Source organism: Allobosea sp. CCNWLY174 (assembly GCF_037120455.1).
Taxonomy (GTDB): domain Bacteria; phylum Pseudomonadota; class Alphaproteobacteria; order Rhizobiales; family Beijerinckiaceae; genus Allobosea; species Allobosea lupini.
In genome coordinates this window covers 235,478-256,186 of sequence record NZ_JBBBBQ010000005.1, presented here as the reverse complement: position 1 = coordinate 256,186, position 20,709 = coordinate 235,478, and the positions used below count along the sequence as shown (strand labels likewise).

22 protein-coding genes are annotated in these 20,709 nt (G+C 68.4%); 8 read left to right on the top strand and 14 right to left on the bottom strand.

The features are described from left to right. Nucleotides 1-60 precede the first annotated feature (60 nt). From flhB to flgB, 6 genes are all read right to left on the bottom strand, one after another. Nucleotides 61-1,128, bottom strand: coding sequence for a flagellar biosynthesis protein FlhB (gene flhB / locus V7S63_RS17425; RefSeq protein ID WP_100965151.1), 1,068 nt, complete (start codon nucleotides 1,126-1,128; stop codon nucleotides 61-63). A 12-nt stretch (nucleotides 1,129-1,140) separates the two neighbouring features. Next, nucleotides 1,141-1,899 carry a flagellar biosynthetic protein FliR gene (fliR, locus tag V7S63_RS17420; protein ID WP_091840855.1) on the bottom strand — a complete coding sequence of 253 codons (759 nt, stop codon included), beginning with the start codon at nucleotides 1,897-1,899 and terminating at the stop codon, nucleotides 1,141-1,143. Between the two features lie 77 nt (nucleotides 1,900-1,976). Further along, the gene (gene fliQ, locus V7S63_RS17415) at nucleotides 1,977-2,243 is read right to left on the bottom strand and encodes a flagellar biosynthesis protein FliQ (RefSeq protein ID WP_091840857.1); all 267 of its coding nucleotides are present in this window, start codon (nucleotides 2,241-2,243) and stop codon (nucleotides 1,977-1,979) included. Between the two features lie 40 nt (nucleotides 2,244-2,283). Then, nucleotides 2,284-2,616, bottom strand: coding sequence for a flagellar hook-basal body complex protein FliE (gene fliE / locus V7S63_RS17410; protein WP_091840860.1), 333 nt, complete (start codon nucleotides 2,614-2,616; stop codon nucleotides 2,284-2,286). Nucleotides 2,617-2,695: 79 nt separating this feature from the next. Further along, nucleotides 2,696-3,106 carry a flagellar basal body rod protein FlgC gene (gene flgC, locus V7S63_RS17405; RefSeq protein WP_091840862.1) on the bottom strand — a complete coding sequence of 137 codons (411 nt, stop codon included), beginning with the start codon at nucleotides 3,104-3,106 and terminating at the stop codon, nucleotides 2,696-2,698. An 11-nt stretch (nucleotides 3,107-3,117) separates the two neighbouring features. After that, nucleotides 3,118-3,504, bottom strand: coding sequence for a flagellar basal body rod protein FlgB (gene flgB, locus V7S63_RS17400; RefSeq protein WP_091840864.1), 387 nt, complete (start codon nucleotides 3,502-3,504; stop codon nucleotides 3,118-3,120). 219 nt (nucleotides 3,505-3,723) lie between these two features. On the opposite strand from flgB, the gene V7S63_RS17395 reads away from it, so the two are divergent. Both V7S63_RS17395 and fliP read left to right on the top strand, forming a co-directional pair. Continuing rightward, the gene (locus V7S63_RS17395) at nucleotides 3,724-5,118 is read left to right on the top strand and encodes a hypothetical protein (protein ID WP_336531118.1); all 1,395 of its coding nucleotides are present in this window, start codon (nucleotides 3,724-3,726) and stop codon (nucleotides 5,116-5,118) included. Between the two features lie 116 nt (nucleotides 5,119-5,234). Beyond that, complete coding sequence (gene fliP, locus V7S63_RS17390; protein WP_244543991.1) at nucleotides 5,235-5,993, top strand: flagellar type III secretion system pore protein FliP; 759 nt, start codon at nucleotides 5,235-5,237, stop codon at nucleotides 5,991-5,993. A 9-nt stretch (nucleotides 5,994-6,002) separates the two neighbouring features. Here fliP and V7S63_RS17385 read toward each other — a convergent pair whose 3' ends face one another. Both V7S63_RS17385 and V7S63_RS17380 read right to left on the bottom strand, forming a co-directional pair. Further along, nucleotides 6,003-9,404, bottom strand: coding sequence for a hypothetical protein (locus tag V7S63_RS17385; protein ID WP_336531117.1), 3,402 nt, complete (start codon nucleotides 9,402-9,404; stop codon nucleotides 6,003-6,005). Nucleotides 9,405-9,492: 88 nt separating this feature from the next. Beyond that, nucleotides 9,493-10,437, bottom strand: coding sequence for a LysR family transcriptional regulator (locus V7S63_RS17380; protein ID WP_336531116.1), 945 nt, complete (start codon nucleotides 10,435-10,437; stop codon nucleotides 9,493-9,495). 141 nt (nucleotides 10,438-10,578) lie between these two features. Here V7S63_RS17380 and cnbZ point away from each other — a divergent pair, with 141 nt between their 5' ends. Together cnbZ and V7S63_RS17370 are read left to right on the top strand one after the other, a co-directional pair. Further along, a complete protein-coding gene (gene cnbZ, locus V7S63_RS17375) occupies nucleotides 10,579-11,340 on the top strand; it encodes a 2-amino-5-chloromuconate deaminase CnbZ (protein ID WP_336531115.1) in 762 nt (253 codons plus the stop codon). Nucleotides 11,341-11,398: 58 nt separating this feature from the next. After that, nucleotides 11,399-12,364: a Bug family tripartite tricarboxylate transporter substrate binding protein gene (locus V7S63_RS17370; RefSeq protein ID WP_336531114.1), complete on the top strand. Its 966-nt coding sequence runs from the start codon at nucleotides 11,399-11,401 to the stop codon at nucleotides 12,362-12,364. Between the two features lie 9 nt (nucleotides 12,365-12,373). On the opposite strand, the gene V7S63_RS17365 is transcribed toward V7S63_RS17370, so the two are convergent. Genes V7S63_RS17365 through V7S63_RS17350 form a run of 4 tightly spaced genes read right to left on the bottom strand, consistent with a single transcriptional unit; the run spans nucleotide 12,374 to nucleotide 15,298 of the window. Then, nucleotides 12,374-13,171: a MotE family protein gene (locus V7S63_RS17365; protein ID WP_248307662.1), complete on the bottom strand. Its 798-nt coding sequence runs from the start codon at nucleotides 13,169-13,171 to the stop codon at nucleotides 12,374-12,376. Next, nucleotides 13,168-13,614, bottom strand: a complete 447-nt coding sequence (locus tag V7S63_RS17360) for a DUF6468 domain-containing protein (RefSeq protein WP_091840884.1) — start codon at nucleotides 13,612-13,614, stop codon at nucleotides 13,168-13,170. The genes V7S63_RS17365 and V7S63_RS17360 overlap by 4 nt, the downstream gene beginning before the upstream one ends. Before the next feature lie 16 nt (nucleotides 13,615-13,630). Then, a complete protein-coding gene (gene fliM / locus V7S63_RS17355) occupies nucleotides 13,631-14,752 on the bottom strand; it encodes a flagellar motor switch protein FliM (protein ID WP_091840886.1) in 1,122 nt (373 codons plus the stop codon). Nucleotides 14,753-14,782: 30 nt separating this feature from the next. Beyond that, the gene (locus tag V7S63_RS17350) at nucleotides 14,783-15,298 is read right to left on the bottom strand and encodes a flagellar basal body-associated FliL family protein (RefSeq protein ID WP_336531113.1); all 516 of its coding nucleotides are present in this window, start codon (nucleotides 15,296-15,298) and stop codon (nucleotides 14,783-14,785) included. 289 nt (nucleotides 15,299-15,587) lie between these two features. On the opposite strand from V7S63_RS17350, the gene flgF reads away from it, so the two are divergent. Genes flgF through flgH form a run of 4 tightly spaced genes read left to right on the top strand, consistent with a single transcriptional unit; the run spans nucleotide 15,588 to nucleotide 18,957 of the window. Continuing rightward, the gene (gene flgF / locus V7S63_RS17345) at nucleotides 15,588-16,331 is read left to right on the top strand and encodes a flagellar basal-body rod protein FlgF (protein ID WP_100965123.1); all 744 of its coding nucleotides are present in this window, start codon (nucleotides 15,588-15,590) and stop codon (nucleotides 16,329-16,331) included. A gap of 19 nt (nucleotides 16,332-16,350) precedes the next feature. After that, complete coding sequence (flgG, locus tag V7S63_RS17340; RefSeq protein WP_091840892.1) at nucleotides 16,351-17,139, top strand: flagellar basal-body rod protein FlgG; 789 nt, start codon at nucleotides 16,351-16,353, stop codon at nucleotides 17,137-17,139. Between the two features lie 15 nt (nucleotides 17,140-17,154). Next, on the top strand, nucleotides 17,155-18,186 hold the full coding sequence (gene flgA, locus V7S63_RS17335) for a flagellar basal body P-ring formation chaperone FlgA (protein ID WP_336531112.1): 1,032 nt from the start codon (nucleotides 17,155-17,157) through the stop codon (nucleotides 18,184-18,186). Between the two features lie 30 nt (nucleotides 18,187-18,216). Continuing rightward, nucleotides 18,217-18,957: a flagellar basal body L-ring protein FlgH gene (gene flgH, locus V7S63_RS17330; RefSeq protein ID WP_336531111.1), complete on the top strand. Its 741-nt coding sequence runs from the start codon at nucleotides 18,217-18,219 to the stop codon at nucleotides 18,955-18,957. 197 nt (nucleotides 18,958-19,154) lie between these two features. Here the strand turns inward: flgH and V7S63_RS17325 are convergent, their stop codons facing one another. Then, the gene (locus tag V7S63_RS17325) at nucleotides 19,155-19,841 is read right to left on the bottom strand and encodes a class II aldolase/adducin family protein (RefSeq protein WP_336531110.1); all 687 of its coding nucleotides are present in this window, start codon (nucleotides 19,839-19,841) and stop codon (nucleotides 19,155-19,157) included. After that, the gene (locus tag V7S63_RS17320; protein WP_336531109.1) at nucleotides 19,838-20,695 is read right to left on the bottom strand and encodes a VOC family protein; all 858 of its coding nucleotides are present in this window, start codon (nucleotides 20,693-20,695) and stop codon (nucleotides 19,838-19,840) included. Before V7S63_RS17320 ends, V7S63_RS17325 begins: the two co-directional genes overlap by 4 nt. Nucleotides 20,696-20,709: the final 14 nt, after the last annotated feature.

The following is a 20,709-nucleotide window of genomic DNA, read 5'->3' as shown; positions in this document are numbered from 1 at the left end:
CGCCCGTCGGTGATGGGTCGGCGCCGGGCATAGCGTAGAGAGATGTGCCCGACCAGCGAGTTAGGCGCGCCGACGCTTCAGGCGCAAGACGTATCCGATCACTTCGGCCACCGCCTGGTAGTGTTCGACAGGAATTTCATCGTCGACGTCGACGGTGGCGTATAGCGCGCGGGCCAGAGGCGGGTTCTCGACGATCGGGATGCGGTGCTCGCCGGCGACCTCGCGGATCTTGAGTGCGATCGCATCGACGCCCTTGGCGAGGCAGAGCGGTGCGCCCTGACCGTTCTCATATTGCAGGGCGATGGCGTAGTGGGTCGGGTTGGTGATGATCACCGTCGCCTTCGGCACCTGCGCCATCATGCGGGAGCGGGCGCGCTGAGCACGCAGCTGCCGGAGCTTGGCCTTCACCTCCGGATTGCCTTCGGTGTTCTTGTATTCGTCCTTCAGCTCCTGCTTGGTCATGCGCTGGCGCTGGTACCAGGTGAAGCGCTGGTAGCCGAAGTCGCCGATGGCGATGACGGCGAAGATCGCGAGCACGCCGGCCATCAGCTTGATCGTCAGCACGAGCACGGCGGGCAACAGCGCGTGCACGTCCATCTGGGCAAAGCCCTGCAGACGGTCGCGCTCGCCCCAGAGCACGATCCAGACGCCGACGCCGACCACCATGATCTTGGCGAGGCCCTTGGCGAAATTGACCCAGGCCTCCTTGCCGAAGATGCGCTTGGCGCCGGCCATCGGCGAGATCCGATCGAATTTCGGCATCATCGGCTCGGTGGTCCAGAGCGGCTTGTGCTGGATCAGGGCGCCGACGAAGGCGGCGATGAGGATAAAGCCGAGCGGCAGGGCCATGATGGCAAAGCCCGTCATCACACCCTTGCTGGTCACGTGGAAGAGCGCGCCCGCATCGTCCGAGACCTGATGGGCGTTCATCAGGAAAGAGCGCAGCGAGAGCGCGGCGTCCCGGGCGGAGCTGCCGGCAGCGACCAGCAGCGCCAGAGTGAAGCCGCAGAGCACGAAGAAGGTGCCGATCTCCTGGGATCTCGCGACGTCGCCCTTCTCGACGGCTTCGTCGAGCTTTCGCTGGGTCGGTTCTTCTGTGCGATCTTCGTTCTCGACGTCTCCCGCCATCGCTCTGTGTCCTTACAGGCCGATGAACTGGCGCAGGAAGGCGCCAAGATCGTCGAGGAAGACGCCCATCATCACCCCGACCGAGGCCAGCAGCACCAGCATGCCGCCAAGGATCGAGGCGGGGACAGCGAGGAAGAAGACCTGGAGCTGCGGCATCAGCCGCGCCAGCACACCAAGGCCGAGATTGAACAGCAGGCCGAAGACGATGAACGGCGCGGAAATCTGCACCGCGATCGAAAAGCCCTGCGCCATCGCCTTGACCGCGAGCGTCATCACGTCGCCGATCTCGGGGAAGCCGCCGGGCGGCAGCAGGCGATAGCTCTCATGGATGGCGGCGAGGGCCAGATGATGCAGGTCGGCCGCCAGGATCAACGTGATGCCGAGCATCGACAGGAAGTTGGCGAGCGAGGGGTTCTGCAGGCCGCCGGTCGGGTCGACGGTGACGGCAAAGCCGAGGCCGAGCGTCTGGGCGATGATGAAACCTGCGGTCTGGAGTGCCCCCATCAGCAGGCGCGCGCTGGCGCCGATGACAAGCCCGACCAGGATCTCGCTGATCAGGAGCCCGCCCAGGGCCGCCGGGGTCTGGGGAATCGTGATCGTGCCGCGCGCCATCGGCAAGATCACGAGCGCGACGAAGAAGGCGAGGGCGAGCCGGCCGCGCGAGAGGATCAGGCGCTCGCCGATCCCCGGCATCAGCATGACGAGCGTGCCGACGCGCGCGAAGACCAGCACGAACAATGCGCTGATCTCGGGCAGGACGGAGATCTGCATCGGGCGGACCCGGCTCCCGCGCCAGCAAGGCGCGCCGGCCGGACTCCACGACGAGGAGGCGCTGGCTGGCGCTGGACTCATTCGCCCGTGGCGATTCGGACGGCGACCCTGCCCATATAACCCGCCAGAGCATCGCCCATGAACGGCAAAAACAGCAGCAAGGCGGCGAAGACAGCGATGATCTTGGGGACGTAGACCAGGGTCTGCTCCTGGATCTGGGTCAGCGCCTGAATAAGCGAGACGACGAGGCCGACCACGAGCGCGATCAGCATCAGCGGCGCGCCGGCCTTGAGGAAGACGACGATGCCGTCGCGGGCGACGTCGAGGATGGCTCCGGAGGTCATCAGCTTGCGTTCCGTTTTTCGCGTTCGGGGGATGGCGGCGTCAGACGGGCATCCGCATGATTTCCTCATAGGCGGCGATGACGCGGTCGCGTACGGCCACCAGCGTCTCGATCGCGGCCTCGCTCTCGGCCACTGCGGTGACGACGTCGACGACGTCGGAGCGGCCGGCGGCGACCTTACCGACTTGGGTATCGGCCTGGCGGGCGCTCTGCGCCGTCGAATCCAGCGCCTTGCTGACCAGCGAGGAGAAATCGGGCAGGCCGGCTCCGGCGCCGTCGAGGCCGCCGACCGAGGCCGGCTTCTTCAACAGGGCGCTCGTGCCCATTCCCTGCATCGAGGCATAGGCGCCGGCGGCAAAGCTCGAAGTGGTCATCGGTTTGGCTCCGCTGAGTGATTGGCGCGAACTCCTCTCGCTCGGCTGCCGTCAGCCGAACGGAAAGCGCGCTGGCGCGTCAGGCGCGCAGGATGTCGATGGTGCGCTGGATCATCCGGCGCGTGGACGAGATGACGTTGAGGTTGGCCTCGTAGCTGCGCTGGGCTTCGCGCATGTCCATCGTCTCGATCAGCGAGTTGACGTTGGGCAGCTTGACCTGGCCGCTGGCGTCGGCCGCGGGGTGACCGGGATCGTACTTGCTGCGGAAGTCGCTGCGGTCGCGGCTGACGCGGCCGAGCTCGACCACCTGGGCTTCGAGCTCGCGGTCGAGCTTGCCCTGGAAGGTCACGATCTTGCGCCGGTAGGGGTCGGTGCCGGCGCGTTCCGGCGACGAATCGGCGTTGGCAAGGTTCTCGGCGATGACGCGCATGCGGCCGGCCTGGCCCTTCAGGCCGGAAGCGGCGACGGCGAGACTCTTGAGCAGGTCCATGATGAGGCTCCTTACCGGCCTTTGCCGATCGCGATCTTCATCAGCCCGAGGCTCTTGCTGTAGAGCGAGGCGGCGAGCTGATAGTCGGACTGGTTCTGCGCGACCTTCATCATCTCGTCCTCGAGATTGACGCTGTTGCCGCTCGGCGTGGTCTCGAAGCGCTTGGGATCGCGCGGGTCGAAGCCGCCGTTCTGGCCGGAAAGGCCCAGATGCTGCGGCGAGGTCTGCGCCAGCGTCACGCCGCCATTGCCGGCCGGGGACGGGGCACGCAGGTCATGCGGCTTGAAGCGCGGCGTATCGGCATTGGAGACGTTTTCGGCGAGCAGCTTCTGGCGCGCCTGGTGCCAGTGCATCCGCGTCTTCAGCGCCCCCATCAGGCCAAGGCCGTTGTTCGCCATGCCGCAATCTCCCGTCGGCTCCTGCCGAAGTGGGAAATTATTGCCGGGTGCATGGTTAATACCGGGTTAATTCACAGGGATCTGCACGATGAGGTTAACCATCCGCTAACCATGTTTCCCGAACTGGCGGGGCTTATGATATAGCCAGCTCCGTCTATCCGCCTGATCGCCCTTACAAAGAGCGGTCGGCGGCTGTCGCGTCGCTTCATGAGGCAGACCTTGCAGACTCTGTTTGGCTTCGAACTTTCCTCCGGCTTGCGTTGGATCATCGCCTTCGCCGTGGTGCTGCTCCTGGTCGCGCTGCTCGGCTTCTTCCTGCGGCGCATGAGCGGTGGTCGGCTGAAGTTCAAGGGGCAGGGCGGAGGCCGCACGCGCCAGCCGCGCCTCGGCGTGGTCGACGTCTACGATCTCGACCGGCAGCGCCAGCTGATCCTGGTGCGGCGCGACAATGTCGAGCACCTCGTGATGATCGGCGGCGCCTCCGACGTGGTTGTCGAGACCAACATCGTGCGGAGCGGCGGACGCGTCGCGGCGCCCCTGCCGAGCGAAGGCCTGGCGGAACGCCCGCTGGCGTTCGAGCCCGAATCGCGCCCGCAGCCCGCCGAAGACACCCGGCCGGCGTCGCCTCCGCCGGTGACGGCTCCGGCGGTACCGGTCGATCCCGTGCCGCCGCCGCGGCCGGTCTCGCCGCCGCCCCCGGCTCCGCCGCGCGCAGTCGTCCAGCCTCCGGTTCAACCGCAGCCGCCGCGGCCGGCCCAGGCGCCAAACGCGATTCCTCCGGCCGTCGCCGCGGGCGCTGGTGCCGGAATCGGCGCGACTTTGGCGCGCGATCCCGCTCCTTCCGCCAGCGCCAGCGAGCTCGGCGACATGGCCCGCCAGCTCGAAGAAGCGCTGAAGCGTCCGTTCTCGGCGGTGCGGCCCGGCTCCACTCCTCCGCGCACCGAGCCCGAGACGCCGCCGGCGCCCAAGCCCGTCGTGCCGCCGCCTGCTCCTCCGGTACAGCAGGCTCCCGTCAAGCCTCCGGCGCCGACGCCCGGGCCGGCGCGTCCGGCACTCGACATGGAAGCCGAGCTCGAAATGGCGCTGGGGCTGAAGCCTGCGCCGGCGCGTCCGGCCGCGTCCGAGGCGCCGCTGGTCGCCCCGCCGGTCTTCGCGCCGCCGAAGCCGCCCGCTCCCGCGCCGGTGAAGCTGGACGAGAAAAAGCCCGAGCCGGCGAAGGAGCAGGTGCTGCCGGTATCGGTCTCGGAAGCGGACAAGCCCGGCAAGTTCACGCCCGTCTTCGACGACGTGCTCGGCGCGGTCGAGAATGCCGCCAAGGCCGAAGGGCAGGGCAAGAACCAGCCCAAGCCGAACGAGCAGAAGCCTGCCGAAGGCAAGCCGGCCGAGGTAAAGCCTGCGGAGTCCAAGTCGACGGAAGCCAAGTCCACGGAAGCAAAGTCGGCGGAAACCAAGCCGGCGGATGCAAAGCCTGCCGACGCGAAGCCTGTCGAGGCCAAGCCTGCCGACGAGCCGAAGGCGGCCGCCAAGCCGCCCGAGGACGATCCGTTCTCGGTCGATGCGATCGAGGCCGAATTCGCCCGCCTGCTCGGGCGCGATCCCAAGCCGAAGGGCTGAGCCCGTTCCCCGGTGCGAAGGCGCCGGGGGATAGCCGCCGAAACCCTCTTCGCCCGGCAGTGAGCCTTGCTCTAGCGTTCCTCCTGCCCGCGCCGTGATTCGGGCGGGGACGGATGATGGGCAGGCGGATACCCACGGGACGCAGATTGCGCTGGTTGGCGGCGTTCGCAGCCGGGCTCGGCGCGCTCGGGATCGCCGCCGTGGCGCAGGCCCAGACCCTCTCGCTCGATCTCGGCCAGGGCGGCGTCACCGAGCGGGCGCTGCAGCTGATCGCCGCGATCACGGTGCTGTCGCTGGCGCCGTCGATCCTGATCATGGTGACCTCGTTTACCCGCATCGCCGTGGTGCTGTCGCTGCTGCGCTCGGCGCTCGGCACCCAGACCGCACCGCCCAATGCGGTGATCATCGGGCTCTCGCTGTTCCTGACCGGCTTCGTGATGGCGCCGACCCTGAAGGAGGCCTATCGCGTCGCAGGTGCGCCGCTGATCGCCGGGCAGATGCAGCCGCAGGAGGCGTTCGAGCGCGGCATCGTGCCGTTCCGCGAGTTCATGCTGAAGCATGTGCGCGAGAAGGACCTGGCGCTGTTCATGGAGATGTCGCGCGAGCCGAAGCCGGAGCGTCCGGAAGACATCCAGATCCAGGTGCTGGTGCCGGCCTTCATGATCTCGGAGCTCAGGCGCGCCTTCGAGATCGGCTTCCTGCTGTTCGTGCCCTTCCTGATCATCGATCTCGTGGTCGCGTCGATCCTGATGTCGGTCGGCATGATGATGCTGCCGCCGGTGACGGTGGCGCTGCCGTTCAAGCTGATCTTCTTCGTGCTGGTCGACGGCTGGGGACTGGTCGCCGGCTCGCTGGTGAAGAGTTACGGCAGCTGAAGCATCCGCTCAGCCCTGCCCCGGCCTTGGCCCGGCATTGGCGGCATCGGTCTCAGCCGGTTTCCGCCGCTCGCGCACGGTGCTGGAATAGGCCGGGTAGCGCTTGCGGTACTCCTTGAGGAAATCGCTCATCGTGTCGGAACCGGCGGCGGCGCGCGCGGCTTCGCGGATATCGGCGGCGCTGGCGCGGCTGGCGCCGGTGACGAAGCCGAACAGCCTGGCGTCGGCGCCCTGCGCCATCTTGGCGGCGAACTTGGTGCGCAGCCGGTCGAGCGAGAGCGCCTCGTCCGCCATGACATAGCCGATCGCGGCGCGCATCACGTCGGCGCGCTCGCCGTCGCCGAGCGGCGCCTGGCCGCGCCAGCTCTCGCCGAGGATGCGCTCCAGCGCCTCGCCGGCCTCGCGCCAGCGCCGGCCGTTCCAGAGGATGTCGGCGCCCAGCCGGTCGACCTCGGGGCCGCTCTCACCTTCGAGCAGATCGAGCGCCTGGTCGGTGCGCGAGAGGTCGGAGAGCGCCTTGGACTCCAGCAGCAGGCGGGCACGCTTCACATCGGCCGGCAATTCGGCGAGCCGGGTCGAGACGATCGCCTGCAGCGCCTCCGCCGGCTTGCCGTTCATCAGCCGGATCATGGCGAGCCGTGTCGCGACGGTTGAGCGCGCGGCGCCGGTCAGGCGGCGGTCCATCTGGTATTGCAGGATCTCGCTGGCCTGGTCGAGCAGATCGAGCTCGACCAGCCGGTCGGCGAGCAGGCGGGTGATCTCGTCGCCACGCCGGCCGATCGGCAGGTAGTCCTTGAAGTCGTAGAACAGCGCCAGGGCTTCGAGCCGCGGCAGCTTCTCCAGATCGGGATCGCTGAACAGCGCCTCGAAGCGCTGGGCGGTCTCGTCGTGCAGCAGCCGCGTCGCCGGATGTTCCGGGAAGACCTCGGTGGCGCGCCGCGCCGTCTGGAAGGCGTCGCGCCAGCGCTGTCGCTCGGCATAGAGGCGGCCGAGCTCGGCCAGGGCCTCGATCTCGATCTCGCCGCCGCGCCAGATCGCCGAGACGGTCTCGAGCCGGGCGATGGCTTCGTCGGCCGAGAAATCCGCTCGTTTCTCGGCGCGGGCGAGCTGGACGGCGCGCAACTGCGCCTCCGCTGCGATCGGCCTCGTCTTCGCATCGAAGAGCGGCTTGTAGCCGTTGATCGCCGCCTCCGGCCGACCGCTGACGTCGTCGAGCCTGGCGCGCAGCAGCGCCAGCTCCTCGGGATTGACCAGCTCCTCCGGCATGTCGGCGAGGCGGCCGATCTGCTTTTCCGCCACCGTGGTCTCGCCACTGGCGAATGCAGCCCGGGCCATCGCCGGGCGGAACTCGGCCTGGAGGTCGGCGGGATAGCGGTCGAGGATGCCTTCGGCCCGGCGGAAGCCGGCGAGCGCCTGGGCATTGCGGCCGAGCCTCTGTTCCGAGAGCGCGCGCCAGAGCCCGGTCTCGGCCTCGTCGCGGATCGGCGCCGCGTCGAACGCCTTCAGCGCCTCGGCGCTGCGATGCATGCGGGTGGCGATCAGGCCGCGCAGGAACAACGCTTCGCGATTGCCACGCATCGACGCATCGTCAGTCAGCAGCGCATTCAAGGGGCCGGCGGCCTCCGGCAGCATGCCGTTGGCGGCAAGGAAACGAGCCAGTGCCAGGCGGGTTTCGGATTTGCGGCCACGCGAAGCACCGGCTGTGTCACGCAGCATGGCGGCGGTGCGGTCGCGGATCTCCGGGGTGTGCAGGGCCGACCAGGCCTCGCTGTCGAGCAGCGGGCGGGCCGGCGCCGGCTCGCCCTTCTTCTCCGCCTCTTTCGGCTTGTCCGTGTCGAGGCTGACGATCAGCCCGGTCTGCCGGCCGATCCGGACCTCGTCGGTGTCGGCGCGCACGGCAAGATCATCCGCGACAGCGCTGACGACGACACCATGGGCACTCTGCGGCAGGCCGAACTCGAGGAAGCGATAGGGCTTGGCGACCGCCCGAGTCGGCCCGAGCGCAGTCGCGACGGCGAGACTGGGGCCGCCTTCGCTGTTCTCCAGCCAGTGCACGCCGGTCAGGCCCGGCACCGGTACAGCGACGATGGTCTGGCCGCGCTCGTCGGCGTCGCGGCGGGGCGTGAGGGCGCCGGCCGGCTTGCCGGCCCTGTCGCCGAAACTCAGCGACCATTGCGGGCCGTCGTCGGAAAGCCGCACGATCTGCTGGCGGCGCGTCTTCAGCCTGACGAGAGTGACCTTGGCCTCGCGCGTGACGGTGACGCCTTCGATCAGCGCCGGCAGCACGCCTTTGAGCTTGTCGGGATCGAGCGTGTCGCGCGTGTCGAAGACGAGCGTGATCCGGCCCGGTTCGGTAAAGGCGGCGGCGCCTGTCGGCCGCGAGAAGCGGAAATCGATGCGACCGCCATCGCCGTCGACAGCAGAGGCGATCTCGACATCGCGGGGAGGGCCGCCCGCCGCGACGGCGACCGCGGGCTTGGGCTGGGCCGCCGGCGTCTCGGTTTTCGGAGCGGGAGACGGCGGCGCCCCCGCGGTCTTCTGGTCGGGAGCCTTGGCGTCCGCCGCCTTGGCTTCGGCCGGCGCCGCAGCCTGAAGATCGGCCAGCGAGAGCGGCATGGCGGCGCCGGGGTGAGGCAGGTCGACGGTCCAGCCGGCCTCGTCGCGGAAGCTGCGGAGCTGGCGGTCCTTGGGCACGCTGAAGACGAGTTGCGTGCGGTCGTCCGCGATCGTCGCCTTCTCCAGCGTGAAGTCGGCCGGGAGCAGGCTGCGGATCTCCGATGGCGTCACCGCCAGCGCCTGGTCGAAACTCAGCGTCAGCTTGCCGTCATCGAGGCCGGAGGTGAGCATGGCTTCTGGCGGGGCCGAGAACATCAGCCGGTCGAGCGTCGGGAGGCGGGCGGTGCGGAAGCCGAGCGGCTTCGGCGCCGGAACCGGCATGCGGGCGATCTCGCGGGCGCGCGCCTCGGCCAGGCGCAGGCGCTGGGTGAGCTCGGCCAGGACCTCGGGCGGCAGACCGGGCAACTGGCCGGTCCAGTTCTCGGGCAGCAGGTCGACAAAGGCCTTGTCGCCGGCTTCGAGCAGATTGGCGCGATAGGGGCGGGCGAGCGCCAGGCGCAGGCCGCGCCCGTCGGGGTCGATCCTGATCACGGAGACATAGGCCGGCAGCTCGCCGGCAAGCCGGCTCGGATCGAGCTTCACAGGCTGGCTGAAGCCGATCACGACGACGCCGTTGGCGGTGCGGACCCGTGTGGTCACCGGCTCGTCGAAGGTGAAGGCGATGCGGCCGAAGCCGGCGCGCATGGCTTCGCCCCGCAAGGTCGCGGTGGCAGCCGTTGCCGGCGCGGCAAAGCCGGCAGCGAGGCTCAACGCCGCCAGGCCGATGCCGAAGCTCAGGGACCGCAGGATACGCACGACCGCTACTCAACCCGACGCGATAGGAAGAGCGGCGACAGGCTGCTCCAACCTGCGCGGAGGCTAGCCCGTCAAGGATAACGGGGGGTTAAGGGAGGGCCGCGTCTGGAGAGGGCGCCGCTCCCTGGATATGATCTATCGAGTAGGTCCGCCCACTGCGCGCCAGGTGCCGCGACAGGGCCCGCGCCGCTGGCGACAGGCTTCGGCCGTTGCGCACGCAGATCTTGAGGCAGGCCTTGCGCAGGTTGCGACCCTGGAGCGGAACGGCGACCAGGTGTCCTTCGACGACGTCGCGCCGCGTCGCGCAGCGCGTCAGGACGCTGACGCCGAGGCCGGCTCGCGCGAAGGAGCGCAGCGACTGGATCGAGTTGGTGACCAGCGCCGGCTTGAGCGCGACGCCGCTGGCCGCGACCATGTCGTCGACGAGGCGGCGCAGGCCGAAGGTCCGGTCGGGCAGGGCAAGGCGCATCTCGCCGATCTCCGCGATCCTGACCGAGTGCCGCCCAGCGACGGCATCGCCGGGATGGGCGGCAAGGACCAGTGCGTCGGCGATCTCGGCGAGCGAGAGCACGCTGCGATGCAGGATCGGATTGAACGTGACGATCACCTCGGCCTCGTCGTCGAGCAGGCGCTGCACCAGCTGGTCGGAACTCGCCACCATGATGTCGAAGCTCACCGATGGATGGGCGGCCGAGAATTCGGCAAGCGCGGGATAGACGAAATCGTCCATCGCGCCCTCGACCGTCCAGACGCGGACATGCCCGCGCTTCATGCCCTGGAGCTCGTCGACCGCGGCGCGCGCGGTCTGAACGCTGTCGAGGATGGTACGGGCCGTCTCCAGCACGGCCGCTCCCGCCGTGGTCAGCCGCATGCCGCGGGCCCTGCGCTCGAACAGGGCCGTGCCATACTCTTCCTCGAGGCTGGCGATCTGGCGGCTGATCGCCGAGGGCGCGACGCTCAGCGCATCGGCCGCCTCGCGGACCGAACCGTGATCGGCGACGAGCGCGAAATAGCGATAGCGGGTGAGCGACATGGCAACCGGCCGCGGTCGATGCGAGGGTCTGGACCGTAGACGAGCGTTGCCGGATCGGCAACGAACTCTCCGCGAAACCGCACTGGCTGAGCCGCCGGCCAGCCTTCTACGACTAGGAAAACCAGGCAAGGAACCGACCCGATGTACTCCACCCGCGCCAGCCAGGACGGCAGCTACAGGTTCATCCCGGCCGTCTATCAGTATTCCGGCGGGGTCGCGGCCGAGCCGGGCTTCCGCATCGAGCGGGCGCAGCTGGCGAGCCCGGTTGCGCTGGACAAGGGTCTTGCGCTGATCGAGGCGCATCTCAAGCGGATCGACCGGCCGCTCACGGCGCTCTGCGCCTGCGAGCTGCGCTCGCCGGAGCCCTTCTCGGAAGGCGGCTTCGACGCCTTCAACCGGCTCTATGCGTCGCGGCTCGATCAATGGGGCATCCTCCAGGGGCAGGTGAACCCTGTCGCCCGCACCAATATCTGCCCCGAGATCGGCAAGCCGGAGACCGTCTCGCTGCATGCCTTCAGCTATACCGTTCCGAATGCCGCGGCGAAGGCGAGCTTCGTGGTGGCGGGCAGCGGCGAGGCGCCCGAAGGCGGCGCGAGCTACGCCCAGGGTACGATCCGGCCGGGTGACGCCTCGCCCGAGGGCGTGCGGGCCAAGGCGCAATGGGTGATGGGCGAGATGGAGCGTCGCCTCGCCGGGCTCGGCCACGATTGGCGGGATGCCACGGTCGCGAACATCTACACGATCCGCGACATCCATCCGCTGCTGGCGGATGTCCTCCTGCCGATTACCAGCCTGGGCCGCGCCGTCACCTGGCACTTCTCGCGGCCGCCCGTGGCGGTGCTCGACTACGAGATGGATGTGCGCGGCCTGCCGCGGGAGATCGTGATCGAGGCGTCTGCCTGAGCGCGCCAGCGATGTGATGCGTTGCCAGAAATCGAACGGTCAAGTGGAGACGGTCCCGATGTTGCTCGATCGACGTGCGCTTCTCCTGGCGGGATTGACCCTGCCGACGCTGGCAAAGGCACAGTCTGTCTGGAAGCCGGAACGGCCGGTGCGTCTCATCCTGCCGTTCACGCCGGGCACTTCGATGGATCCGGTGGCGCGGCTGGCGCAGGAAAGCCTCAAGGACACGCTCGGCCAGAGCGTCGTGGTCGAGAACATCGCGGGAGCGGCGACGGTCATCGCCGGCGCCGAGACGCTGAAATCGCCGCCCGACGGGCACACCATGCTGATGATCGCCAACAGTTTCGCGGCGAACATCACGCTGCGGACACGAACCGCGGATTGGCAGCGCGCCTTCGTCCCGGTGGTGCAGGCGACGGTGGTGCCGCATGTGCTGACGGTCGCGCCGGCGCTGAAGGTGGACTGGGCCGGCTTCGTGAAGCATCTGCGCGACGGTGGGGGATCGATGACCTATGGCTCGCCGGGGATCGGCACCTCGCCGCATCTGGGTGCCGAGCATGTCCTGCGGCTCGTCGGCGGCACGGCGGTGCACGCGCCCTATAACGGGACTTCGCAGCTCTTCGTCGACCTCTACGCCGGCCGGATCGATTTCGCGCTCAGCAACCTGCCCGATGTCGTGCAGCCGATCGCGGAGGGCAAGCTCGTCGCGCTCGCGGTCACCTCCGAGCAGCGGGTGCGGGAATTGCCTGATATCCCGACCTTCGCCGAGCTCGGCCTGCCGGGCCTGCTTTCGGACAGTTGGTTCGGCATCATGGTCCGCCGCGACACGCCGGCGGCTGCCCGCGAGGCGCTGGAGCGCGCCTGGCTCACGGCCCTGGCGCGCCCTGATGTGCGTGAGCGCCTGCAAGGCTTGGGCTTCACGGTACTGGCACGGCCAGGCGCCGAGTTCGAAAAGGTGATCGACCGCTACGTTGCGACCTATGCGACGATCATCAAGGAGAGCGGCATCACCGTCCAGCAGTGACGGGCGGGGTCAGCGCTTCGGCGCAGGCTCGATCGCCGGCAACTCGTTGCCGGCCGGCGTCGGGGCCGGAGCGCGCTCGGTGGCGACAGCAGGGCGGCCGCGCACAGAGAGGGCGACGGTGAGGCGCTCGGCTGCTTCCGGCGACATGGCCGCGAGCACGTCCGACATCTTGCGCGGGCTCATCTGCTGGACGACGGGAACCAGGATGTCGAGCGCCAGCCGGTCGAAGACGCGGGCGGCGTCCTTCGGCTTCATCGTCTCGTACATGATCACCAGGTTCTTGACCGCCTGATTGGCCTCGCTCTCCTGCTTGCGCGGGCCTTCGACCTTCTCTTCCAGCGCCTTGAGGTCATCGACCCGGCCGCCGAGCTTCTTTTCGGCCGTATCGAGCAATTTCTCGCGCATGTCGAGCTCGCGCATGCGCGCCTCGATTTCGTCGCGGCGCTGGCCGAGGCGTTCGAGCAGGGCTTTCTCGGCCGGCGAGACCGGCTGGGCGGTGCCGTTCATGAGCCCCGCCTTGTTGCTGGGATTGGCGTCGCGCTTGGCCTGTTCCTCGGGCAAGGCCTTCGGTTTCGGCGGGTCGATCGTGCCGGTGGTCTCGGGGTCCATCAACAGGTCGGGCTGATGGGCCTTGGCGATGATCTTGGCGAGGCCCCCGGCCTCCTTCTCCGGCTTCGCGGTGAAGACCGGGGCGCTGGCGGGCACCTTGCCCGGATAGGGCTCCCCAGACCAGGCGAGCAGCTTCAGCGCCAGGAGGCCCATGGCGCCGAGGATGACGGCCGGGATGAGGCGGGGCGTCTGGATCACGCAGCCTGACCCTCGAGCCTGCGGGCGGCGCGGGCGCGGATCGCGGCGGCGGCGTCGGCGGTGCTGGCCATGCGGGAGAGGGCGGGCTTTTCCGCGACGGGCTCGGCCTTGGGCGCGACCATGGTCGCGGCGCTGACGATCTGGCCGATCCGCTCCATCACGGTCTGGCCGGCCTCGATCTGCTGGGCGAGGTCGGCGGCATAGCGCTCGGCGGTCTGCAGGCGCTCGGCGAGGGTGCGATCGCAATCGCCCAGCGTCAGCTTGAGACCGGCGATGGCGCGCTCGGCCGTGTCGGTGGCGGAGATCAGGGCGCCGATGGTCTGGCGCATCGCGCTCTCATCGGCCTTCAGCCGCTCGATGCGCTTGGAGAGCACGAAGCAGGTGACGATGGTGGCGACCAGCAGGCAGGCGACCAGGGCATCGGCGATCAGGGTGATGGTCATGGGCTGGTCTCCCTGATCAGGTCGGGCTGAGATGGCTGGTGTCGAAGGCGGCCATGGTCGTCTTGGAGCGCCGCAGCGGGCTGACGACCTGGACGGCGATCTTGTCGTCGACGCGGCCGATCCGGCCCTCGCTGACGATGAACTCGCCGCAGCGCAGCGAAGCGACCGAATCGGGACGGGCGTCGAACATCAGCGTGTCGCCGATTTCGAGCTTCATCACCCGCTTCAGGGGCATGGTGCATTCGTGGAGGACGCATTTCACGGCGACGTCCGCCTGCCAGACCTCGGTGGCGAGGTGGTTTTCCCAGATCGGGTCGCGCCCGAGCTTCTCACCCATGAAGCTCTCGAGGAGCAGCTCACGGATCGGTTCGATGGTGGCGTAGGGCAGGAGCAGATGGAGCGAGCCGCCGCGTCCTTCCATGTCGAAGCGCAGTTCGACGCGGATCGCGGCATTGGCCGGGCGCGAGATCGAGACGAAGCGCGGATTGGACTCGATCCGGTCGATTCGGAAGTTCACCGGCGATAGCGGCCGGAAGGCGGCCTCGGCATCGCTGAGCACGACGCCGATCACGCGGCGCAGCAGGCTCATCTCGATCGAGGTGAAGGGGCGTCCGTCGACGCGTGCCGCCGCCTGGCCGCGCTTGCCGCCGAGCATGGTGTCGAGCACCGAATAGGTGAGGGCGGACTCGATGGTGACGAGGCCGAAATTGTCCCATTCCTCGGCCTTGAACACCGCCAGCATCGCCGGCAGCGAGATCGAGTTGATGTAGTCGCCGAAACGCACCGAGCGGATGCCTTCCAGCGTCACCTCGACATTGTCGCTGAACAGGTTGCGCAGGCTGGTGGAGAGCAGGCGGACCAGACGCTCGAAGATGATCTCGAGCATCGGCAGGCGTTCATAGGTGACCGAGCCCGAATCGACGATCGCCTGGATGCCGTTGCGGCCGCCCTTGCCGTCATCTCCGATGGAGAAGCCGAGCATGGTATCGATCTCTTCCTGATTCATCAGGCGATCGATATTGGCCTCTGCCTCGCTACCATCGTCCTCGATGATGTCGGACATGGTGGCCCACTCGGCCGCCATGCCTTCCGGCGTCAGCGGAACCTTGTCCTTGTCTTCGAGATCGTCGTTGGCCATGGCGGTCTGCTTTGCGCGATCGGGCTGCCGCTATTGCAGCAGCAATTCCTTGAAGAGGACGGCGTCGACCTTGGCCGGGTAGACGGTGACGTTGACCCGGCGCAGCAGCTCTTCCTTCAGGCGGTACATGCCGGCCGAGCCGTCGAGGTCGGAGGGGCGCAATTCGCGCATGAAGACCTGGAAGGCGTCCTCGACGCGCGGCAGCAGCGGCTTGACCTGGTCCGCGGTCTTGGGATCGGCGATCTCGAGCGCGACCTTGATCCTGACGATCGGCTGGCGGTCCTGCTGCGGGCCGGCGCTGATGCCGATCATCGTGTCCTTCATCTCGACGAAGGTGATCAGCTTCTTGGCGGCCGCGGCAGCCTGCTCGGCGGTCACGTCGTCGGCCGGCTTCTTCTGGAGGAAGAAGAACCAGCCACCGCCGCCGAGCGCGGCGACGAGCGCCAGGGCGCCGCCGATGATGACGAGCTTCTTCTTGCCGGACTTCGGCGCCTCTTCGGCGCCGCCCTCGGCGGCTTCCTCGTCCTTTTTCGCCTTCTTCGCCATCTCGGCCCGCCCACTCGGGACGGGCGCCGCCCCGGCCCGTCTCTCTGGCGTTAACCTTCGCCCGATCACGGTTAACGGCCCGTTAAGGGCGGCAATTCTTGCCGGGTCGTTTCTGCCGCGCGGGCGGTTTCCGTCCAGCGGTGGTGAAGGCCCGCTTTCAATCTATCTTCAATGATATCAATAATTTGTCCGGATTAACCATGTTGGCACGTCGCTTGCCACCTGTTTGCCGTGGCCACCGCGCTGGGGAGCGTCGGGGCGGCCACGGGACAGATCGGGAGCAGGAGCCGTGGAAAACGCGCTTCTCGTCAGCCTGTCGCGCCAGATGGCTCTGGCGCGCGAGCTCGACGTCATCGCCAACAACGTCGCCAATGTCGGCACGAACGGCTTCAAGGCCCGTTCCGCCCGCTTTGCCGAGTATATCTCGCCGACGGCGCGGGCCGACACCTTTCCGACCATGGATCGGCGGCTCTCCTATGTCATCGACAAGGGCACGCCGATCGACCTGTCCGGCGGCATGATCGAGCGCACCGGCAACCCGCTCGACGTCGCCCTGCAGGGCGACAACTACCTCGTCGTCCAGACCGCGCAGGGCGAGCGCTACACTCGTGCCGGCTCGCTCGAGATCAACGGCCGCGGCCAGCTCGTGACCCAGGCCGGCCAGCCGGTCATGGGCGATGGCGGGCCGATCGTGTTCGGCTCGACCGAGAGCAATGCCCGCATCGCCACCGACGGCACCGTCACCTCCGACCAGGGCCAGCGCGGCAAGCTCCGGATCGTGCGCTTCGACAATCCCCGGGCGCTGGCCAGCGACGGCGCTAACCTGTTCTCCTCGACCGCTGCCGCCCAGCCGGCCGGGCCACAGGCGCGGCTCGAGACCGGAGCGATCGAGCGCTCGAACGTCAAGGCCGTGGTCGAGATGACCCGGCTGGTCGAGGTCCAGCGGGCCTATCAGACGCTCTCGGCGATGATGGGCAAGACCGACGAACTACGCGCCAAGGCGATTTCGCGCCTGGCCGATCAGCAAGCCTGACGCGGAAGGAGCCAGATCCATGCGCGCACTCTACACCGCCGCCACCGGCATGATGGCCCAGGAACTCAACGTCCAGGTCATCTCCAACAACATCGCGAACGTCCGCACCACCGGCTACAAGCGCCAGCGCATCCATTTCCAGGACCTGCTCTACGAGCACGTCCGCCGCGCCGGTACGCAGACCTCGGACCAGAATACGCAGGTTCCGGCCGGCACTTTCGTCGGCTCCGGCGTCAAGACCGCCTCGACCGGGCGGGTGATGAGCCAGGGCAACCTGTCCCCGACGGAGAAGGAATACGACGTCGCCATCCGCGGCGAGGGCTTCTTCCGCATCCAGATGCCGGACGGGCGCACCGCCTATTCGCGAGACGGCTCGTTCGATCTCGACAGCCAGGGCCGGCTGGTCACCCGCGACGGCTATCTCGTCCAGCCGGGCATCACCGTCCCGAACAACGCGACCGGCGTCTCCATCAACGCGCAGGGCACCGTCGAGGTGAGCCTGCCCGGCCAGACTGCGCCGCAGCAGCTCGGCCAGATTCAGCTCTCGCGTTTCATCAACAAGGTCGGCCTCGAATCGATCGGCGACAACCTGTTCGTCGAGACGGCCGGCTCCGGCCCGGCGATCGACGGGCTCGGCGGCGAGGAAGGCTTCGGCACGCTGCAGCAGAACTATCTGGAAGAAGGCAACGTCCAGGCGGTCACCGAGCTCTCCTCGCTGATCGCGGCCCAGCGTGCCTACGAGATGAACTCGAAGGTCATCTCGGCCGCCGACCAGATGATGCAGTCCACCACCCAGATCATGCGCTGACGGAGGATGAGCCAGATGATCCGCTCCGCTTTCATCGTCGCGACCCTGACGGCGTTTCCGGCCATGGCGCTCGCCCAGGCTCCGGCTCCGGTCGAGGAGCGCGCACCCACGGCAGCGCCCGCTGCAGCCGCCAAGCTCAGGCTGAAGGCCGATCTCACGCTGTCGCGCGACATCGTCGGCTTCGGCGACATTATCGCCGGACTGTCGCCGCAGGATGCGGCCCTGCCGGCCTTCCGGGCGCCTGCGCTCGGCGACACCGGCACCATCCAGGTCGCCCGCATCGTCGACGCCGCCGTGAAGCACGGGCTCTTGCGCGATGCCCAGGATCTCGACAGCCAGGGCGTCGCCCAGGTGGTCGTGACCCGCGCGGCGCGCCGGATCACCGGGCTCGATGTCGAGGCCGCGGTGAAATCGGCCCTGCTCGAGCGTTTCGGCTTCGACGGGCGTGCCTTCGCGCTGCTGCTCGACGGTGGCGCGCCGTCCGTCGTGGTCGAGCCGGAACTGACCGGAGACCTCGCGGCCCTCGACCTGAACTACGATGCCCGTACCCGTCGCGTCACCGGCCGGCTGACCATGCCGGGAAGCGCCGCGACCAGGCTGAAGCCGGTGCGCGTGTCGGGCCAGCTGGTCGAAACGGCCGAAGTGGTGGTGCCGCTGCGCACCATCGCCCGCGGCGAGACGCTCAAGCCCACCGACGTCACGGTCGAGCGCCGGCCGCGCGATGCACAGTTCAACGACGTGCTCGGCGAGATGAAGGCGGCGGTCGGCAAGGTCGCCAAGCGGACCCTGATGGCCGGCTCGGTGCTGCGCAGCGGCGACGTCCAGCGCGAGGAGGTCGTCGGGCGCGGCGACATCGTCACCATCCTCTACGAGGCGCGCGGCATCGCGATCAGCATGCGCGGCCGCGCCAGCGAAGCCGGCGCGATCGGCGACACCATCGCGATCACCAACATCCAGTCGAAGCGCGTGCTGCAGGGAACCGTCACCGGTCCCGGGCGCGTCAATGTCAGCCCGCATGGCGGCGGCCAGATCGCCGCCGCTCGCTGATCCCCATTGCTCAAGTTGCGGACCGTTGCCATGACCTCGACCAGCCCTCTCGCCCTCTCAGCCGTGCTTGGCCTCAGCCTGATGCTGGGCGCCTGCGGCGCCGTCGACCGGCTCGCCAATGTCGGCCAGGCGCCGGCGCTGTCGCCGATCGAGGACCCGACCGCAACGAAGGGCTACAAGCCGGTGCAGATGCCGATGCCGGCGGTGGAGCACGCCTCCTACGCGCCGAACTCGCTCTGGCGCACCGGCTCGCGTGCCTTCTTCAAGGACCAGCGCGCCCGGCTCGTCGGCGACCTCGTCACCGTCAAGGTCAAGGTCACCGATCGGGCCCAGCTCGACAACACCACCAAGCGCAGCCGCAAGAACGGCGAGGATCTCGGTGCCGAGAATTTCTTCGGGGCTGAGAGCAAGTGGAAGAAGAATGCCGATCCCAGCTCGTTCCTGAAACTCGACTCGGATTCTTCCAGCGAGGGCTCGGGCTCAGTGCGCCGGGCCGAGCAGCTCGCCACCAATGTCGCTGCCGTCGTCACCCAGACGCTGCCGAACGGCAACCTCGTCATCGAGGGCAAGCAGGAGATCAGGGTCAATTTCGAGGTGCGCGAACTGATCGTCGCCGGCGTGATCCGTCCGGAGGACATCGAATCCGACAACACGATCGATTCGGCCAAGATCGCCCAGGCCCGCATCGCCTATGGCGGCCGCGGCCAGATCACCGATGTGCAGCAGCCGCGCTACGGCCAGCAGGTGATGGATATCCTGCTGCCCTTCTGAACCGATCCCGAGTTTCCGGCGCGACGGCAACGCTCCCCACGTTCCATGCCTTCGCGCCGGCCCGGCGGTCTCTCCCGAGCCGCCATTCCTCCCGGCCGCCCGCCACGCTCCCCAAGCTACAAAAGCTGGCGGCCAGAAGCCCCGCGCCCTCCCGCGCGGGGCTTTGCTTTCCAAGATTGGATGGGCCTCGCCGGTGCTCAGCGCTGCGGCGTCGTCAGATAGGCCCACATCCGGTCGAGGATGGCGCCGGACCAGGTCGCGCGCTGGGCAACCTCTGCCTCGCCGAGGATGACCCCGCCCTCGGCGATCCCTGCCGCTCGCGCCTCGAACTCGACGCGCGCCGCGTCCTCGAGATACCAGGTCAGCACCACCGCCTCTTCCAGGCTTCCGCCGGCGGTGACCGCGCCGTTTCCGCGCATGACGATGGCGCGGGCCGCAGCCATCTGCTCTGCGAGGGCGGCGGCCTGCACGTCATCGCGCAGCAGTTGCGGATCGTCCCAAAGTGGCGGCTGCGGCGCGAAATAGCTGCCGAAGCCGTGCCGTGGCTTCGGGGTAATCCGGGCGGTGCCGAGCGTCATCACCCTGGGAGGCATCGAGCGCACGACGCCGCCGACCTCCGGCCGCCGCCGATAGATCTCGCGATGGATGCGGACCTCGCCGAGCACCGCGTCGGGCAATGGCCCCTCGAGCGGGACGACGCTGCAGCTATCCTCATCCCCGACCAGTCCGAGCGGCTTGGCCGGGGAGACGAGGAAATGGCCCTGGTCGAGGCGCATGCTGCAATGGCCATAGGCATGGACGAGGCCATGGCGCGCCAGCGCACGCCCGGCCTGCCGGACCAGATTCTCCTGAGCGGCGCTGGGCCGCGGCGATGTCGGGCTCACTTGTTGAATTCGGTGATGTTGGGCTTGGCGCCCCATTTGCAGAAGCCCTTCGGCTCGAACATGAACTGGCGCTCGCGCCAGAGCAGCTCGTCGGCGATCTCGCGCACGCCGCTGGAATATTCGAAGACCATGCCCTCCGGCCCTTCGAAATAGAGGAATTTTGCCGAGGAGGTCGGGTGCCGGCCGGGGCCGAAGACCATGCGCACCTCCCGGTCCTTCAGGAACTGGTGCGAGCGCATGATGTCGTCGCCGGTCTCGACCTGGTGGTTGATGTGCTGGATGCCGGGCTTCGCCGAGGGAAACAGCGCGATGGTGTGATGGACCTCGTCAATGCGCAGCAGCGGCGCGTCGCCGATGCGGTCGGAGACCTGCGCATTGGTGACCTTGGTCCAGAAGCCTTCGTCGCGGGCGAGATCGCTGGAGCAGAGGCCGACATGGCTGAAGCCGGTGATGCCGGCATCGCGCGCGCCGTGATAGCGCCGCCCGCTATAGGCCGGCCGCCAGGCGAGCTCGATCGGATTGCCGGTCGGGTCGCGGAAGGCGATGAAATCGTGGACCTTGCGCAGTGCCGCCTCCGAGGCGGTGCCGCGCCGGACGGGATGGCCGAGGCTTTCGAGCTGGGCTGCGGCTTCATCGAGATGAGATTGTTCTTCCACCTCGAAACAGACGACCTGGTCGCCCGGGTCGCCCTCGAAATAGCAGAGCGTGTGCTCGCGCGCGTCCGACTTGAAATAGACCGAGCCCTTGGCGCGCTCGGCGACGTCGAGGCCGAGGTATTCGGTGGCGAAATGGGTCGCGCCCTCGAGGTCGCGGGTCCCGAGCCGGACATAGGAGACATCGGCTAGCTTGATCATGGTCGCTCCCTCCT

Bases quoted from the DNA above. Each gene is read 5' to 3' on its own strand.
- flgA (WP_336531112.1), top strand. From the start codon at position 17,155: ATGATCCGCTCCGCTTTCATCGTCGCGACCCTGACGGCGTTTCCGGCC.
- fliQ (WP_091840857.1), bottom strand. From the start codon at position 2,243: ATGACCTCCGGAGCCATCCTCGACGTCGCCCGCGACGGCATCGTCGTC.
- flhB (WP_100965151.1), bottom strand. From the start codon at position 1,128: ATGGCGGGAGACGTCGAGAACGAAGATCGCACAGAAGAACCGACCCAG.
- fliM (WP_091840886.1), bottom strand. From the start codon at position 14,752: ATGGCCAACGACGATCTCGAAGACAAGGACAAGGTTCCGCTGACGCCG.
- fliR (WP_091840855.1), bottom strand. From the start codon at position 1,899: ATGCAGATCTCCGTCCTGCCCGAGATCAGCGCATTGTTCGTGCTGGTC.
- fliE (WP_091840860.1), bottom strand. From the start codon at position 2,616: ATGACCACTTCGAGCTTTGCCGCCGGCGCCTATGCCTCGATGCAGGGA.
- V7S63_RS17370 (WP_336531114.1), top strand. From the start codon at position 11,399: ATGTTGCTCGATCGACGTGCGCTTCTCCTGGCGGGATTGACCCTGCCG.
- flgH (WP_336531111.1), top strand. From the start codon at position 18,217: ATGACCTCGACCAGCCCTCTCGCCCTCTCAGCCGTGCTTGGCCTCAGC.
- V7S63_RS17320 (WP_336531109.1), bottom strand. From the start codon at position 20,695: ATGATCAAGCTAGCCGATGTCTCCTATGTCCGGCTCGGGACCCGCGAC.
- V7S63_RS17360 (WP_091840884.1), bottom strand. From the start codon at position 13,614: ATGACCATCACCCTGATCGCCGATGCCCTGGTCGCCTGCCTGCTGGTC.
- flgC (WP_091840862.1), bottom strand. From the start codon at position 3,106: ATGGACCTGCTCAAGAGTCTCGCCGTCGCCGCTTCCGGCCTGAAGGGC.
- V7S63_RS17380 (WP_336531116.1), bottom strand. From the start codon at position 10,437: ATGTCGCTCACCCGCTATCGCTATTTCGCGCTCGTCGCCGATCACGGT.
- flgG (WP_091840892.1), top strand. From the start codon at position 16,351: ATGCGCGCACTCTACACCGCCGCCACCGGCATGATGGCCCAGGAACTC.
- V7S63_RS17350 (WP_336531113.1), bottom strand. From the start codon at position 15,298: ATGGCGAAGAAGGCGAAAAAGGACGAGGAAGCCGCCGAGGGCGGCGCC.
- cnbZ (WP_336531115.1), top strand. From the start codon at position 10,579: ATGTACTCCACCCGCGCCAGCCAGGACGGCAGCTACAGGTTCATCCCG.
- fliP (WP_244543991.1), top strand. From the start codon at position 5,235: ATGGGCAGGCGGATACCCACGGGACGCAGATTGCGCTGGTTGGCGGCG.
- flgB (WP_091840864.1), bottom strand. From the start codon at position 3,504: ATGGCGAACAACGGCCTTGGCCTGATGGGGGCGCTGAAGACGCGGATG.